This window comes from Leptospira selangorensis (assembly GCF_004769405.1).
In the GTDB taxonomy this organism is placed as follows: Bacteria; Spirochaetota; Leptospiria; order Leptospirales; family Leptospiraceae; genus Leptospira_B; species Leptospira_B selangorensis.
Window position 1 is genome coordinate 343211 of sequence record NZ_RQES01000016.1, and the last position, 15564, is coordinate 358774.

General features: G+C 41.9%; 14 protein-coding genes and 1 tRNA gene. 13 read left to right on the forward strand and 2 right to left on the reverse strand.

From position 1 onward, the window contains the following. The first annotated feature begins 35 nt into the window (after window positions 1-35). The 6 genes from EHO58_RS12055 (at window position 36) to EHO58_RS12080 (ending at window position 6475) form a co-directional block, all read left to right on the forward strand. Window positions 36-1583 carry a sulfurtransferase gene (locus EHO58_RS12055; protein ID WP_135680087.1) on the forward strand — a complete coding sequence of 516 codons (1548 nt, stop codon included), beginning with the start codon at window positions 36-38 and terminating at the stop codon, window positions 1581-1583. Between the two features lie 86 nt (window positions 1584-1669). Next, window positions 1670-2038, forward strand: coding sequence for a hypothetical protein (locus tag EHO58_RS12060; protein ID WP_135680088.1), 369 nt, complete (start codon window positions 1670-1672; stop codon window positions 2036-2038). A gap of 18 nt (window positions 2039-2056) precedes the next feature. Then, window positions 2057-3028 (forward strand): hypothetical protein, encoded by a 972-nt coding sequence (locus EHO58_RS12065; protein ID WP_135680089.1) that lies wholly within the window; start codon window positions 2057-2059, stop codon window positions 3026-3028. 13 nt (window positions 3029-3041) lie between these two features. Then, on the forward strand, window positions 3042-4475 hold the full coding sequence (locus tag EHO58_RS12070) for a sulfurtransferase (protein ID WP_135680090.1): 1434 nt from the start codon (window positions 3042-3044) through the stop codon (window positions 4473-4475). After that, window positions 4463-5647: a multiheme c-type cytochrome gene (locus EHO58_RS12075; protein ID WP_135680091.1), complete on the forward strand. Its 1185-nt coding sequence runs from the start codon at window positions 4463-4465 to the stop codon at window positions 5645-5647. The genes EHO58_RS12070 and EHO58_RS12075 overlap by 13 nt, the downstream gene beginning before the upstream one ends. Window positions 5648-5719: 72 nt before the next feature. Continuing rightward, window positions 5720-6475, forward strand: coding sequence for a hypothetical protein (locus EHO58_RS12080; protein WP_135680092.1), 756 nt, complete (start codon window positions 5720-5722; stop codon window positions 6473-6475). Between the two features lie 7 nt (window positions 6476-6482). Here the strand turns inward: EHO58_RS12080 and EHO58_RS12085 are convergent. Together EHO58_RS12085 and EHO58_RS12090 are read right to left on the reverse strand one after the other, a co-directional pair. Further along, window positions 6483-6566 (reverse strand) — tRNA-Leu (locus tag EHO58_RS12085). A 23-nt stretch (window positions 6567-6589) separates the two neighbouring features. Continuing rightward, window positions 6590-6994, reverse strand: a complete 405-nt coding sequence (locus EHO58_RS12090) for a PaaI family thioesterase (RefSeq protein WP_008595600.1) — start codon at window positions 6992-6994, stop codon at window positions 6590-6592. Window positions 6995-7104: 110 nt separating this feature from the next. On the opposite strand from EHO58_RS12090, the gene EHO58_RS12095 reads away from it, so the two are divergent. From EHO58_RS12095 to EHO58_RS12125, 7 genes are all read left to right on the forward strand, one after another. Continuing rightward, window positions 7105-9093 carry a hypothetical protein gene (locus EHO58_RS12095; protein ID WP_135680093.1) on the forward strand — a complete coding sequence of 663 codons (1989 nt, stop codon included), beginning with the start codon at window positions 7105-7107 and terminating at the stop codon, window positions 9091-9093. A gap of 114 nt (window positions 9094-9207) precedes the next feature. Next, window positions 9208-9789, forward strand: a complete 582-nt coding sequence (locus EHO58_RS12100; protein ID WP_135615444.1) for a peroxiredoxin — start codon at window positions 9208-9210, stop codon at window positions 9787-9789. A 181-nt stretch (window positions 9790-9970) separates the two neighbouring features. Continuing rightward, complete coding sequence (gene sufB, locus EHO58_RS12105; protein WP_100724977.1) at window positions 9971-11383, forward strand: Fe-S cluster assembly protein SufB; 1413 nt, start codon at window positions 9971-9973, stop codon at window positions 11381-11383. Window positions 11384-11430: 47 nt separating this feature from the next. After that, window positions 11431-12345 (forward strand): tetratricopeptide repeat protein, encoded by a 915-nt coding sequence (locus tag EHO58_RS12110; RefSeq protein WP_135680094.1) that lies wholly within the window; start codon window positions 11431-11433, stop codon window positions 12343-12345. Continuing rightward, the gene (rlmN, locus tag EHO58_RS12115; protein WP_135625601.1) at window positions 12342-13415 is read left to right on the forward strand and encodes a dual-specificity RNA methyltransferase RlmN; all 1074 of its coding nucleotides are present in this window, start codon (window positions 12342-12344) and stop codon (window positions 13413-13415) included. Before EHO58_RS12110 ends, rlmN begins: the two co-directional genes overlap by 4 nt. A 31-nt stretch (window positions 13416-13446) precedes the next feature. Continuing rightward, a complete protein-coding gene (locus EHO58_RS12120) occupies window positions 13447-13743 on the forward strand; it encodes a Cys-rich protein (RefSeq protein WP_135625600.1) in 297 nt (98 codons plus the stop codon). Between the two features lie 39 nt (window positions 13744-13782). Next, window positions 13783-15516 carry an ArnT family glycosyltransferase gene (locus tag EHO58_RS12125; RefSeq protein ID WP_135680095.1) on the forward strand — a complete coding sequence of 578 codons (1734 nt, stop codon included), beginning with the start codon at window positions 13783-13785 and terminating at the stop codon, window positions 15514-15516. The last annotated feature ends 48 nt before the right edge of the window (window positions 15517-15564 follow it).

Consider the following 15564-nt stretch of genomic DNA (forward strand, 5'->3'; position numbering starts at 1 on the left):
GGGAAACCCTGACCGGACCAGCAAAGGAGAACAAAATGAAAAATAAGCTCATTAATACGAGCCTCCTGGCAATTATGCTGGGATTACTCGGGAATTGTGGAGAGGGATCTTCTGACAGTTCCGCACTCGCGTTAGCTGCAATTGGAGGAGGTTCCTCCAGTGTAAAGGTGGCAAGTGCTTCCGATCTAGCGATAGAATCTGCGGCTGATTATAATGATAACAAATTCGGTCTTATTTCTGCAGATACTCTCAGAGGTTGGGTAAACGATTGGGCAAACAATAAGCCCGCAGGAATTACCGGAAACTTGGTGATCTATCAGACAAGCAAAGCTGGAACGGATGCTAACAAAAGTTTAATCTTACCTAAGACCGGAGTAAAAGTTTTTTTCGCAGTAGATGGAAATAATTCCGCTCTGTATTCTTGGAAAACCTTCAGAGAGACTAGAGACAACGGACTTATCTCTATCCCGGGCGGAACTTCTACGACTGGAGGTTTTGGTCTTATTAGCGGTGCGAATATCGATGCTTGGTTCCAGACTTACGGAGTGGATCCTACTAAGGACTTAATCGTATTTGCAAGCGGTAGCGGGGATAACTACGGCTCGATCGGCCACCAACATTACTCATTAAGATATTGGGGTGTTGCTCATGAACATCTTGCTATCCTGAATGGAACAATTAAAGGACAATTCCCGGAAGCTGAATTAGGTAATGATACAGATGAATCTGTTCCTCCTTTAAATGGAACTTTCTCAGTAAAACAACTGAAGAATGTAGATAACAGAATCTTAACATTAAGTATAGAAGATGTAATCGAAGTAGTAAAAAATAACGGAAATCATAGCGTAAAGGGTCTCTCTTCGACAGTTTTGATTTCGGATAACAGAACTAAGAATACTACCAATACGATCGGATCTTATACCTCAGCAGCAGGCTGGCAAGAGTATGACGGTGCAGAAAATGCTACTGGAACTACAAAAACTTCCGGCGGAGCGATTGCATTCGAAGGTCACTTGAAAGGTGCCATCTTTGTTCCTCACTACAACGTAGTTGAACGTGCGAACCTTGATAACACCTATGCTTATGGTGCGTCTGCTGCAGGAACTTTCAATACTTTGAAATTCAAATCCAAAGCTGATGTTCAGGATATTTGGGATACTTATGGAACTACCGGCGGACCTAACGCTGGAGCGCCTACATATGTAGAAGGACAAACTATTCTTCAATACTGCAGAACGAACACAAGAACTCAAACGAGCGGGATCTCTACTCAGTTAATCTTGGGACGTCCTTCCGTATTCGTGGAAGATGGTTGGAGTATTTTTGGATTACTTGCAGGAGCTTTCCCTCCAGCGAATTTCAATGACGATGTAAGTGCAGGTGCCGCAACTTTCCCTTCTATTCCTGCTAAATTCGCTCCTGACGTTCAGGGTGTAATTGAGTCAGGTGCAAGAGGATCCGGTTTAGGAGCTCACTACAATACAGGTGTGAAAAAATCCACTGTGGATTATTTCCAAATCAATTCTTCGGCTACTACTACTAAGAAAGCATTCGTAGAGGATTGGAATTACAAAAACCAATAAATCGAAACTAACTAAGGATGGAGGAAACTCTCCTCCATCCTCCTCAATTCTGTAACAAAAAAAAACAAGAGGGAGTTACAAAATTTATGAAAACTTTATATATCTACGCGCTGATCGGCGCATTAATCTTCTCTTCTTTCCAAGGCATTTTCGCTTCCGGAGGATTCGGCGGCGGCGGGGTTGCCGGACAGGCGCTTCGTGGAAAAGAAAGGGAAAAGTTCAATCTGGGCAAGGCAATCTATAATGCAGAGGTCGCCTTAGACGCCAAAAAAGAAGAACTAGTAAAATCTCAGAAAAACCGTTTGGAATACTTACAAGGTTCCTTGCCCAACTCCGAAAAAGGAAGGGTGAACCTGGAGGATTTGGCAGGCAAATTATCCGAAGAACAGATTTCCGCTTTGGAATTTTTCGTAAGCATCCGCTTCAACGTGAAGTTGGAGGAGAAGAAGGATTAATCAGGGAATCATCATATAATGAAATTATTATTTAAGAAGGGAGTTTTTTTTCCCCTTCTACTTTTGGCCCAACCACTTTTTATCGGGGAGTTATTCTCCCAAACGGTTTGGGCCCCTTATCAAAGACAATTATGGGTTCGGACCACTGCAGTGAATTCGGTTTATAATTCGGCATATGTGGGAAAATACCATAACACATACGATGATGATGTTCGGATCAATGTAGGTGCTCTCGCTTTTGAATACGGGATCACAGATAGACTTACCGTGGATCTTCAAACCGGTTTTGGTAAATTAGGAAGGGTCCAATTGATAGATCGTTATTTCGGGACCTTAACTTCTCCTGAACAACCTGATAAGTACGGGATCATAGATTCCAGAGCAGGCTTACGTTATAAGGTCCTAGATGAATATGATTATGAATCTATCTGGGTTCCGACTATCAGCGTAAGGATCGGCGGGATCAAAAAAGGCGATTATGATAGAAATCCTCAGGCTTTGGGAGATGGAGCAAACGGTGCAGAAGTAAATATCTACTTAGGTAAGGACTTCAATGTTTGGGGACTTGGTGCTTTAGGCGAATGGAGTTATAGAAAAAGAGAAAAGCCGGTACCGGATGATATTCTTTATTACGGAGCGTTATACAAACGTTTCTGGGATTCATTTATCTTCATAGTTGGAAGTAGAGGACAGATCGGTCAGGGAGGATATGCATTTGCAGATCCAAGAGGAACTCCTCCATTAAACCTGATACAAGTAAATCCACCTTCCATCGCACCTTTTGGAACGGATTGGTACAATTATTATCTGGAACACGAAAGACCTGCCTGGGGAAGAAAGGAAATCTATCATAACCTGGAAGTGAGTTTAGGTTATACGGATAAGTACGGGAATTACTATAACTTCTTCTATTCTCATACTTATGCCGGGTATAACACTGCAATCTTAAGAACCTTCGGGTTCCTGATCAATTTTCCATTTAACTTGTAGATCGGAGGGGAATATGTTCGGTTTAAAAATTAGAAATTTAGGAATTTGTTTATTACTAATTCCTTTTTTGGAAGCCTGCGATGCTCCGGAGTATCTCACTCCGTATCAAAAGCTTGCTCTTGTACAACCTGTGGAGGTGTTCAATACATCTCAACTTTTGTCCGTATCGAATGACGATTATAATGGTAATACATATGGGCTTATTACTGCATCCACTCTGGAATCTTGGAGATCAAATTGGGCGGCAAACCATCCTTCTGGGATCAGCGGGAGATTGATCATTTTTCAGATCAATGGAGGTGCGCTTGCAGGTTCTTATATAAGACCTGAGGAAGGTGTAAGAGTATACGGGATCACTGCAACTTCTACGGATTATACATTCTTTGGTCAGACCAGATTTAACGGCCTGGTCGATACTGAAACAATCGTTCCGGAAGGAGCGAATATCGATGCATTCTTGAAACGTTTCGGTGTAAATCCTACAACTGATCTGATCGTTCTTGCTCAGGATGTTCCTACAGACGGGAATCTAATGCTTACATTACGTTCTTGGTATACACTGTATTATTGGGGAGTGGAGAAAACTCACTTAGCGGTTTTAAACGGAGCGGCTTCAACAAAAATCACCGCATCTCAATTAACAGGCGGTTCTATATATACAATTCCTACATCCAGCGGAGCCGGAACCCTAGGAAGTTTGTATCGAGATCATACAATTTTGCAAGCGACACTCGCGGATGTTTTTAATGCAGTCCAAGGTATCACTAGTCCGACATTCACGAATTCCACTCCTGCTCCTGCGGGCGGAAGTTTTATCATGGATGCTAGATCTTCTACTGAATACGACGGAACTGGAAGTACCGTAGGGCCTTCTAATCTTACCTGCGCAGATACTCCTAGTTGTTATACACCTTTTGAAGGACATGTTAAGGGTGCGAAAAATCTACCTTTCGCGAATTTCATAAACGCAAATAAGGAGTTCCTACCTAAAACGGATCTTGCGAATCTTTTGAGTTCTAACGGATATACTTCAGGACAAACGATTATCGCATATTGTAGGACAAATGTAAGATCTTCCATCACAGGATTCGCCACTCTCGCGATCCTAGGATATCCTACAAGGTTTTACGATGGCTCCTGGGTAGAATGGGGATCACTCGCATATGATACTGGCGCGACTTGGTCCAACTTAAGTGCAGTTTCTCCTTGGAGAACGGATCGAGGAACAGTTTCTGAATCGATTACGTATAACGTAGGAAAAGGCGGAATAGACGCTTCGAATATTTCCAGTTTAGGGGGATATTTTACTCCGGACCGCAACTTTGCAAAAGGTACGAACGATATCATAGATCAGGATAAAAAATATCTTTCTGGTTCTGCATCCTCCGGAGGTGGGGGCGGCGGTGGCGGAGGAGGAGGCGGTGGGGGAAATCCTTGCGGAGGATAATCCCCCTTATCCTTGCGGTCGCAATTTTTGCGATCAGCTTCTTCCTAACGTTTTGTAAAGAAGAAGAATTTCACCAAAGGCATTGGGCATTCCCCCTCGAATCCCAAGGCTCGATCACAGTAGATCCGAACCCGGCCTCTTGCGGGAGTTGCCATTTACAACAGTTCGGTTCCTGGAAGTCGACTCTTCACTCCCGGGCCATTGGCCCGGGCTTTCTTTGGCAATTACCTAGGATCGGAAAACACGGATCCGAAAATTGTATGAACTGCCATAGCCCGAATCCTGAAACCAAAAATGTATTACTCTCTCGTTTAGGTTGGGGAGAAGTTTCCGCGCCTGCATGGAAATCAGGCAGTGAAGAAAACGGAGTACAATGTGCGAGTTGTCATCTCCGAAAAGGAAAAGTATACGGACCATTCCCGAAAGACGGAAATAAGGATAGAATATTCCAAAATTCGAATATTCCTCACCAAGGTTTTATACCCCAAAAAGAATTCGAGGAGTCGGAATTTTGCAAGAATTGCCACCAATCTCCTGAGACTGCAAAACAGGTGAACGGAAAGTTTCTGATGGATACGTACGGACAATGGAGAAGGTCCGAATTTGCGAGATCGAATGTACAATGCCAGAATTGCCATATGCCTGATAGAAAACATGAATGGAAAGGTATCTCCGACGGCGAAATGGTAAAACGAGGAGTCCAAACCTCTTTACAAGTTATACCAAAAGAAGAAGGAGCCGAAATTATCTCCGAACTGAAAAACTCCGGAGTGGGACATACATTCCCCAGTTATTCGGTTCCAAAAGTATATCTGGAAGTTTGGATCGAATCCATATCCGGACAAAAAAGGAAGATCTCCGAGAAAACTTTAGGTTGGATGTTGGATCTGGAATTGCAGAAAGAAATTTTTGATACGAGACTTTCTCCCGGAGAATCCGCTCTTCTTCGTGTAAATTTATCCAAGGAAGAATTTTCAAAACTCAAAAGAGTCGAGTTCATAGTCACAGTAGATCCGAAAGAATATTATATAAGAATGTTCCAAGACAATTGGAACTACAAAGATACTTTCAAAGAAGATACGAAACCTTGGGTTTTGCCTTACCTAAAAAAAGCGTTGGAAGAAGCAAACTCGGCTAAATACGAATTGATTCGTTTAGACTGGAAGAAGTAGACGCAGAGTTAAAAGAGACGCTAGGAAAAATAACTTCCTTATTCCAAGCTAAGTATAAAACTCATCCCGAGTATGGGATCGCTATTAGAAGAACCGGAATTTCCTAAATTGATAAGCGCTTATAGAGAAGCGATCCAAAGAAGATATTCCAAAACCAATCTATCCAAATATCCAAGGTTCTCTTCCATCCCGGAAGAGAGAGTGGATCTTTTGGTACGTTATTTTCTGGAGCTGTTATACCCCGAATATGAGGGCAGAAAAAAATTAGACGGAGCATTTACTTCTTTGGCAGGATTCATACATTCTCCTCCAAAAGTATTCGGACTTTTAGGCCAATTGAGTTTGGCAGTATTCAAATTGGGCCGTCATTTAAAATCCGCATTCCAAGCAGGATTTGCAGCCTTACATTCTTATGTAACCGCTCATAGATTCGAAGAGATCATGTTTTCGAAAGCAAAAGAATTATTAAAAGAAGGAAAGGATCTTCACAACAAATCCATCTTTAATCAGGTGCTTGCCTCCGTTTCTAAAAAAGACGCGGACGAGTTCAGAGAAGATATTCTAAAACTATTTACAACACTTTCGGATAAGGAGCTTCTTTCTAAGATCAAACAACTTATGGATGCAGTTGTTAAAACAATGAAGTCCAAACCAAAAACATATACTCAGGAAGAAGTAGAAGGTATTATGCTCGGTGCCGGAATTCTAACAAAGGGAGAAGAATTATTCTCCGGAATGACTCGGCAAGAAATGGATCTGATCTTAGAAGCGATTGATCAAGTGGAGAAGGATACATTTGAAGAAGCGATTGCTTCTGTTAGAGTTTAAATAACCCTGCCGACGGTCGGAGTCGAACCGACACGAGGTTGCCCTCGCTGGATTTTGAATCCAGTGCGTCTACCAATTCCACCACATCGGCGGGTTTTATAATTCCTTATTGGATCAGGAATCGAGTTCGATGTATTTGCCCTTACCGCGAGCAACAATTTTACCGATCTCGTTCTCAATTTCGGCTCTGTTTTCGATCACTTTTTTGTTCTTTTTAACGAACCAGCCACGTAAATGCAGAGGTTGATTTACTTGGGCAGGTTGTAAGAAGCGGATCGTTAACTCGCCAGTTGTTGTTTTAAAATTCATCGCCTCATTGATTTTGGCCATGATTTCGTCCAAAATGGTGGCGATGATTCCGGGATGGATCACGTCTGGAGACCCTTGGAACTTTTCAGGAACCGTATAGTCACCGTAAGCGGTTTTAGTGTCCTCATCAAAGGTGATCTTTAACTGAAGACCGTCCGGATTGTCAGGACTAGACCCGAAGCTCAGGTTTTCCCGAACCGTTGATTTCATATATGTCAAGTTATTACTTAACATTCATGGTGTCAATCCGAAAAAGCTACTGATTGCTGTTTAAGAACGACGTAATACTCTGTCGAAAATAATAGATAAGAATCTTTTAGATGACTGCACTTCTTTTATTATTAGGACTTCTTTCTGCGGGAGCAGGAGCGTACACTTTATTCAGAGATCCGAATAGATCTTCAGGAAGTCCTGCGCCTTCTCCAGGCGGCGGTCCAGGGTCGGGCGCTTCCGGTGGAGGAAGTCCTTCTCCAGCTGACCGAGGAAAATTAGTCAATGTTGGAGACCAAGATTCCGCTCCTTCTCCCTCTTCTTCTCCGTCTCAAAAAGGTGGTGGGCAACCGGAAGCACAGAAACCTGATCAAGAATGGAGTCCTCCTCCTGCCGGCGGTGAAAAACCGAATTATCCGGGATTAAAGAAGAAGGATAAATTACAACTTCCTCATGCAACAGACGATATCATTCGGAATAACTCCCGTTATGCGCATCACAGAAGACCTCTTTTACATTCGGAAGCTTTAGTAGATAAAGAAAACTTCTTAGCTGCGTTGGAGATCCTAAAGAGGACTAACGCTAGAATCCCCGATTCGGATATTAATGAAAAAATAGATAATAATATCCAAGCGATAGAAGATCATATCAACACTCCACCTGAGGAAGAGACTTATACTCCGGATGATCCGAATTATAAAGGACCACCTATTCCGATGGGTGACTTGGTCAAAGCGATCAAGGACATTAGCCAAGCTTTAGGCGGCAGTCTCTCCCAAGGATTTGCAAATCCGATCCAGATCCAAGCTCCTCCTGGAACAGAGGCCCCGAAACTTCCTGCGGAATTACCTCCAGGACCGGTATCTTATCAAATTATTTCTTATGCTCCTTCTTCCGGGCCTATGCCTCCACCTCCGCCGGGAGCACCAATCTCTTATAGTGCGGGAGTTCCTTCACCTCCGGGTGGATTTCCGCCTGGACCGGGTGGTCCGCCTCCAAGTGAAGGGCCAGGTCCTGTCAGTCCGGAGGATTTTGCTCCTTCTGAACCTTCTCCCAAACCTAAAGATCCTGATCATCTTGATCCGAATGAAATGGATCTTCCGGAAGATACATTCTTCACGGACGAATGGGATAAATTTAAAGACCTTCCTCTTGTTGATAGGAGGACAGGAGAAGATCGTCGTTCCCAAGGAGAAAGAAGAGGAGGAGAAGGTTCTCGCAAAGACAGAAGGGGAGAAGACGATAGAAGAAAAGAAGATCTTTTCCAAGAGAGAGATGATTATCTAAAGAAGAAGGCGGAAGAAAAACGCCAAGAAAGAGAAGAGCAAGCATTAGAAGAACCTTTACCTCAGGATTGGCCAAGACCTGAATATCCGCTTTCAGATCAGATCCCAGGTTATGCTCCACCTGTTCTTCCGCAGATCGATCTAGTTCCGATCCGTTTACCGGATCCGGAAGATAAAGTTCTCCGAGGAGAACCTGAAGGAACTCCACAAGCGGCACCTGCTCCGTCTCCTAGTGGAGAAGCTGCTCCCACGCCAGGTCCAGTAGAATTACCTAAAATAGATCTTCCTGATCCTGTAGATGAAACTAAACACGAAGAATTCACACCTGATATTCCTCCTCTTGCAGGACCAGGTGCTCCTAGCGGTGCCGCACCGGCTCCTTCTCCAAGCGCTGAAGAAGCTCCTGAAATTGAAGTATTGGATGGGGGTCTCGAACCTTTAGACCAAGATCGTCCTGAAGGTCCAAGTGGAGGCGGGGACGACGAGCCTAAAATGATCCATGGTATTCTGGAGTTAAAACCTCCGGAAGTGGATGATGCTCCGTTCTTAACCTTAACCTATGATTTCGGGAAGATACCTCACTCATTCAAACTTTCCAAAAATTACAGTATTATGGAATACTCATATTATAAGTATAAACCGATGCTGATCAAGGCTCAGGAATTCGCTCGCCGCAAAATGTTGAAGAATGCTTTGAATTATTATCGTGTGATCAAATCCCAGAATATCCCTCCTGAACTCAGGAAGATGATCAATCGGAACATCAAGGATATCACAGAGTTCATGGAGAAATACTTAATGGCTAAAGGCTGAAAATTTGGCAGAGAAGTTTCTTTGGAAAAAAATCCCCAACTTTCCTAAAAAAGAAAAACTGCTTTCCATCCTGGCTGTCTAAATTTAGAATGATTCTAAATAGGAGAGAGCAAAATGCCTCAAGTTACTTCACTCGCACCGGACTTTAAAGCAGAAGCCGTTATTGGCCAGCAAATCAAGGAAATCAAACTTTCCGACTATAAAGGAAAGTGGGTTGTTCTATTCTTCTGGCCCCTCGACTTCACTTTCGTATGTCCTACTGAAATCATCGAGTATGATGCAAAACTAGACGAATTCAAAAAAATCGGAGCGGAAGTTCTGGGAGTTTCCGTAGACAGCGCTTTTACTCACCTTGCATGGAAGAATACTCCTCGTAAACAAGGCGGATTAGGAGATATCAAGTATCCTCTAGTTGCTGACATAACCAAGTCAATCGCAAGAGATTACGGAGTTCTTTTAGAAGGCGGAATGGCTTTGAGAGGAACTTTCATCATCGATCCAGCTGGAGTAATCCGTCAGTCTACCATCAACGATCTTCCTGTAGGAAGAAACATTGATGAAGCAATCCGTTTGGTAAAAGCTTTCCAATACGTTGAAAAACACGGCGAAGTTTGCCCTGCAAACTGGGACGAAGGAAAGAAAACCATGAAAGCGGATCCAGAAAAGTCCAAAGAATACTTCTCTGCGGTAAACTAATCCAATACCAATGGAAATCCGGTCCTAGGGCCGGATTCTCCTTTCTAATTTCTCCTGGTCACCCATCCTTCCCCTTAAAATCTTGTTATACAGCCCTCATTCGGGCAAAACTCGCACTCAAGACTTTCGGAAAAGATTGCATCTTTCCTTATAAAAGTCTAAGATATGGGAGAGAAATATTATGGCACAAGCACTTGAGATCATTTCCGACGAAGATAGATATTATCGTGCGGATAATTTTCCCAAAGGACTTACACGCAAAGTGGTGGAGTCCATCTCTCATATTAAAAATGAGCCTGCTTGGCTGACTGAATTCCGTCTAGAGGCATTTAAAGTTTATGAAAGTAAACCTATGCCTGGTTGGGGATTTTTTCCCAACTTCAAAGTGGATATAGACGAGTACGTACATTATATAGGCGCAAATCATAAGAAGAAAAAATCCTGGGACGAAGTAGATCCTGAAGTATTAAAAAGTTTTGAAAGACTTGGGATCCCTGAACATGAAAGAAAATACCTGGCCGGGATCGAAGCCATGGAAGATTCTGAGACTGTTTACGCTAACGTTAAAAAGGAACTTACGGATCTAGGAATTATTTTCTGCGATATAGATACTGCTATTCGCGAATATCCGGATATCGTTCGTAAATATATAGGGACTGTTGTTTCTATCGGGGACAATAAATTCTCCGCATTAAACTCCGCGGTATTTTCGGGAGGATCTTTCGCTTACGTTCCGAAAGGTGTCAAAACTCCTATGCCTTTACAGGCCTATTTTAAAGTGAGTGCTGCTTCTTCCGGTCAATATGAAAGAACTCTTTTGATCGCAGAAGACGGAGCTGAATTGGAATATTCGGAAGGATGTTCTTCCGTGCAAGACAAAGGCACAAATTTCCATACTGCAGTGGTAGAGCTGATCGCTCATAAGAATTCTAAAATATTCTACACTACTATCCAAAACTGGAAAAAGAATATGTATAACTGGACCGTAAAGCGCGGTCTTTGCCATGAAGCAGCTCATATCACTTGGACGGATGTGAATATTGGAGCAAATACGATCAAGTATCCTGGTATCGTATTACAAGGTGATAATTCTACAGGTGATATTCTATCCTTGGCTTTTGCCGGTTCAGGTCAGATCCAAGATACTGGCGCAAGGATCATTCACGTAGGTAAAAATACTCGCAGTAATATTCTTGCAAAAGGTGTTTCCTTAGACGGTGGGATCAACTCTTACAGAGGTTTGGTAAAATTCACCACAGGTTCTTCTAACGCTTATAGCCATGTGAAATGTGATGGTCTCATGATGGATGATCGTTCTCAGTCACATGCGTATCCTTATAATGATGTAAGCGGGCAGAATGGAACCTTGAATTACGAGGCGACTGTTTCTCGTATCGATGAGGATCAATTATTCTATCTTCAATCCAGAGGACTTTCGGAAGACGATGCGAAACTTCTGATCATCAACGGTTTCTGTGAAGGTGTGACTAAACACTTGAACGTGGAATATTCCGTGGAGATGACTAGACTTATCAGAATGATCCTGGAAGACGGGAAAGTTATTTCCGAACATTCGGATTCTTCCGTTTCCTAACCGGAAAAAAGCTGGTATTCCTTCTAAAATCCGGTCATACAAATCATATGCAGAAAGTATTGGGTATTTTCCTGGTAGTTGGTTTGGTCCTGGCCGGGTTTCAGATTTTTTCTCCGGAGACAGTTTCTTCTAACGAACCTGAAAAAACAAGTTCTACGGCAACACCCGAAGAACAGGAAGTAAAAGTCGAGACTCCTAACGCGGTATTTTTTTGGATCACTGCTACTATCAGTTCTTTTCTGGACCAATTAGAAAAAGAATCACAGAGCCGTAATACTCCTAGTAGCACTCCTAGTGAAAGTCTTACTGACCAAGAATTGGGGGAACTTTTCCAACAAGGTTTAGATTCTTATAATGCAGCTGAATACGATAATGCTATTTCCCAATATGATCGTTATCTTGCGGTAAATCCTAAAAATTCTTCCGCATTCTATAATCGTGGTTTAAGTAAATATTATCTGAATAGATACACGGAGTCCGAGACGGATTTTGATTCGGCGTATTCTTTGGATTCCAAAAACTTGGACGCATTGTTCTACCGGGGCTTGAGCCGTTTCGGTTTGGAAAGAAAAGAAGAAGGTCTAAATGATATGAATAAGGCCATCAATTCCGGTCTGATAAAGTCATATGCATTTGCGGAAAGATCGATCCAACTAGGTATATTAGAAAAAGCGAAAGAATCTTTGGCTGACGCTAAAAAAGCGGTACAACTGGAGCCTGAATATCCTAGAGCGATCTTTGCCCTGGGATTTGCGTATTATGCGTCCGGAAAATATAAGGATAGTGTGGATTCTTATTCCAAAGTTTTGAAGATCTTACCGGAAGATTCGATCTCGTATTTTAATCGCGGATTAGGGTATGCTGCCTTAAAAAGAAAGGCAGAATCTTGCAAAGATTATAAAAAATCCTGGGATCTAGGATATGAAAACGCAGAAAAACAATATAAGGATTTTTGCAAGTGAACGAAACCCTTTCCGATTCCGAGATCAAAGAGAATAACTCCGGAAAAATTCCGGTCAAGGGTCATACCTTGGAGGAACTCACCCGGATCATTTCAGAATTAGGTGAAAAACCGTTTAGAGCTAAACAAATTTATAATGGATTATACGCGAACCGTTACGAGTCCTGGGAAGAATTTTCTACAATCGGTAAGGATTTAAGGGAAAAACTAAAGGAGAAGTTTAGTTTCTCCTCCATCAGTGTCGCTAAACATTTAAAATCAGTGGATGGAACCCAGAAATTCACGTTCGAATCTGTTCCTGGAAGTGGAAAAGAATTCGAATCTGTTTGGATCCCTTCCGGAGACGGCGGAAGAAAAACGATCTGTATTTCTTCTCAAATAGGTTGTACCTTAAATTGTAAATTTTGCGCCACTGCTAAACTTCCTTATATGGGGAATCTAAAAGCTGGTGAGATCATAGACCAGATCCTGCAGGTGGAAAAGATCGTAGGTGATAGAGCCACAAACATAGTGTTTATGGGAATGGGCGAGCCTATGCATAATTACTTTAATGTAATGCGTGCGGCGGAACTTCTTCATGATGAAGAAGCTTTGGGAATGGGCGCTAAAAGAATTACGATCTCCACTTCAGGAGTAGTGAACGGTATCCGCAGATTTATAGAAAATAAAGAGCCTTATAATCTTGCAATTTCTCTCAATCATCCTGATCCGAACGGAAGAAAAGAGATCATGGATATAGAGGAGAAGTTTGCACTTCCTGAACTTTTGGATGCCGCCTTAGAATATACGAAAGTTCTAAAACGTAGAATCACATTCGAATATGTGATGATCCCTGGTGTGAACATGAGTGCCGAAGACGCTAAAAAATTAGTGAGGATCGCAAGAAGACTGGATTGTAAAATAAACGTAATCCCTTTAAATACTGAGTTCTTCGGCTGGAGAAGGCCTACAGATCAGGAGATAGACGAGTTTTTGCGACATCTGGAACCTGCTGGAGTTCCTATCTTAAACAGAAGGTCCCCTGGAAAAGACATCAACGGGGCATGCGGAATGCTCGCCGCAAAAAGTTGACCTTAGATCCGTATCGAATAACCTAGCTGGAATGAGGCTGTCCCTTTTTTCGACCTTATTCTTATTTTCTTTTATTATGATCGGGATCACCGATTGTAAAGATCCCTACCAACAAAAATGCCAAGAGATCTGCGGATTTTTCACCTCTTGCGTGGAGAAACAATTCCAATCCAAGGGACCCATGGAAGCTTCCCAAAAAAGTTTCATGCAGATTGAATGTGAATCCGGATGTTTGAGAGAACAAGGATACGCAATGCCTTGTTATGAGTCTGAAAAAACATGTACCGGATTTACACGTTGCCTCATGGAATCCGGGCTCATGGATTGATCCTTCGTTTTTTTATTAAGTTTGGAGTATTATAAAAATATGAATTTCGTTCAGGATGGGAAAAACGTTCCTTTTGTGAAATATTCTATTTGGTTTCTTTTAGCAGTGGCAATTCTGCCTTTATTTCTGACATCTCCTTTGGATGTGATCGATATTGATTCTTCCCAATACGCCGAGATCGGCAGAGAAATGACGGATAGCGGTAATTGGCTTTTTATCAGAGATAATGGAAGAAGGTATCTGGACAAACCGATCCTAACTTTCTGGAAGATCAGCTCTTCTTTTACACTTTTCGGTCAGAATAATTACGCATTCCGTTTACCGGCAATCCTGATGACACTTCTCTCTCTTTGGGGAGTATTTACTATCACCAAATTATATTCAGGAAATAGTAAACGTGCCTGGATCTCCGTATTCTTATACGCGTTGTCTCCGGGTTTGTATGCGATGGTGGTAGATCCTAAGATAGACGTATACGTAACTCCTTATATAATTTTGGTGTTCGCATTTTATTATTTGGGAACCAAAAAAAATCCTGCTTATTATTACGCGATGTATCTCGCTATGGGACTTGGCTTTATAACAAAAGGGCCGATCGCAGTTGTGATCCCAGGGATCGGAATTGGTGGAGATATTCTTTTTAGAAGGGACTGGAAAAGACTTTTAGGAATGAAACTTTTTCCCGGAGGAATTTTAGCATTACTTCCTCCATTCTTATGGTCCATTCCCTTATACCTGGAATTTAATACTTACGGACCTTATTTTTTCCTTTGGGTACAATCCTTCGGTCGTTTTTACGTCAAGATGTACGACCAAAAATTCAATCCTCTATTCTTTTATTCCAACTTCTCTTGGGCATTCGGAATATTCATATTACCTTTCCTGGCTTGGATAGTATCGAATTTGGTCGGATTCGTAAAAGAAAAAGGCAAAAGTCTGATCGGGGATATTCGAAAAAATGAATGGAAGGATCGAGATTTTGTTCCTGCATTTTGGTTATTCTTATTTTTATTTTTGATCAGTTTTTCCAAATACCAATTGCCTCAGTATATTTACTGGTGTCTTCCTGCGGGGGCGATTGTTGGTTCCGGATTTTTACTTAAACTGATCGAAAATCCGGAAGGATCTCTTTCTTTTGTCGGTAAAATTTTAGTTTATCTGACTAGTTTAGGATTCGTATTTGCCGGGATCTTATTTCCGATCTTAGTTATGGATGTTTCTGTTTCCTATTATGTTTGGGTAGGGATTTATCTAGGAATTGCAGCAATCGTTCTATTATATTTCAAAATGAACGCTGTGCTTGGGACCTTGATTGTATCCGTATCCTTCTTCTTTACTTTGGTAAGTTTGTATGCGTATCCATTACTTATTTCTTACCAACCATCTAAAGAAGTAGGGGAGATTATCCAAGAAGCAGAACCAGGAAAAGAAAAGTTTTTGATGTTCGGTGTTCCCGCTTCTAAAAGATCTTACGCTTTTTATTCCAGACGTATCACTAGAACATTATTCGATCCTGAAGTTCTTTTTGAAGCTCTGCAGAAGGATGGAGAAAGAATGATACTCATCTCCGAAAAGTATCTGCCTCATTTTGACGAGTTTACCGCGAATCGAGTGGATCTGGATATTTTTGCAGAGTATGAAAGTTATAAGGTGGCAACGCCTGAGTTCGGTTTTTTCTTAAAATCTAAACGAGATTCTTTGACTACCAAGGTGTATTTAGGGAAGATCCGGTTTAAGCCGGGAAAAGAGACCGCGACTTCGAATTCTAAATAATTATTTTTTTCTAATTTTGAGAAAAAAAGTATAAGGGAAATTTTACAA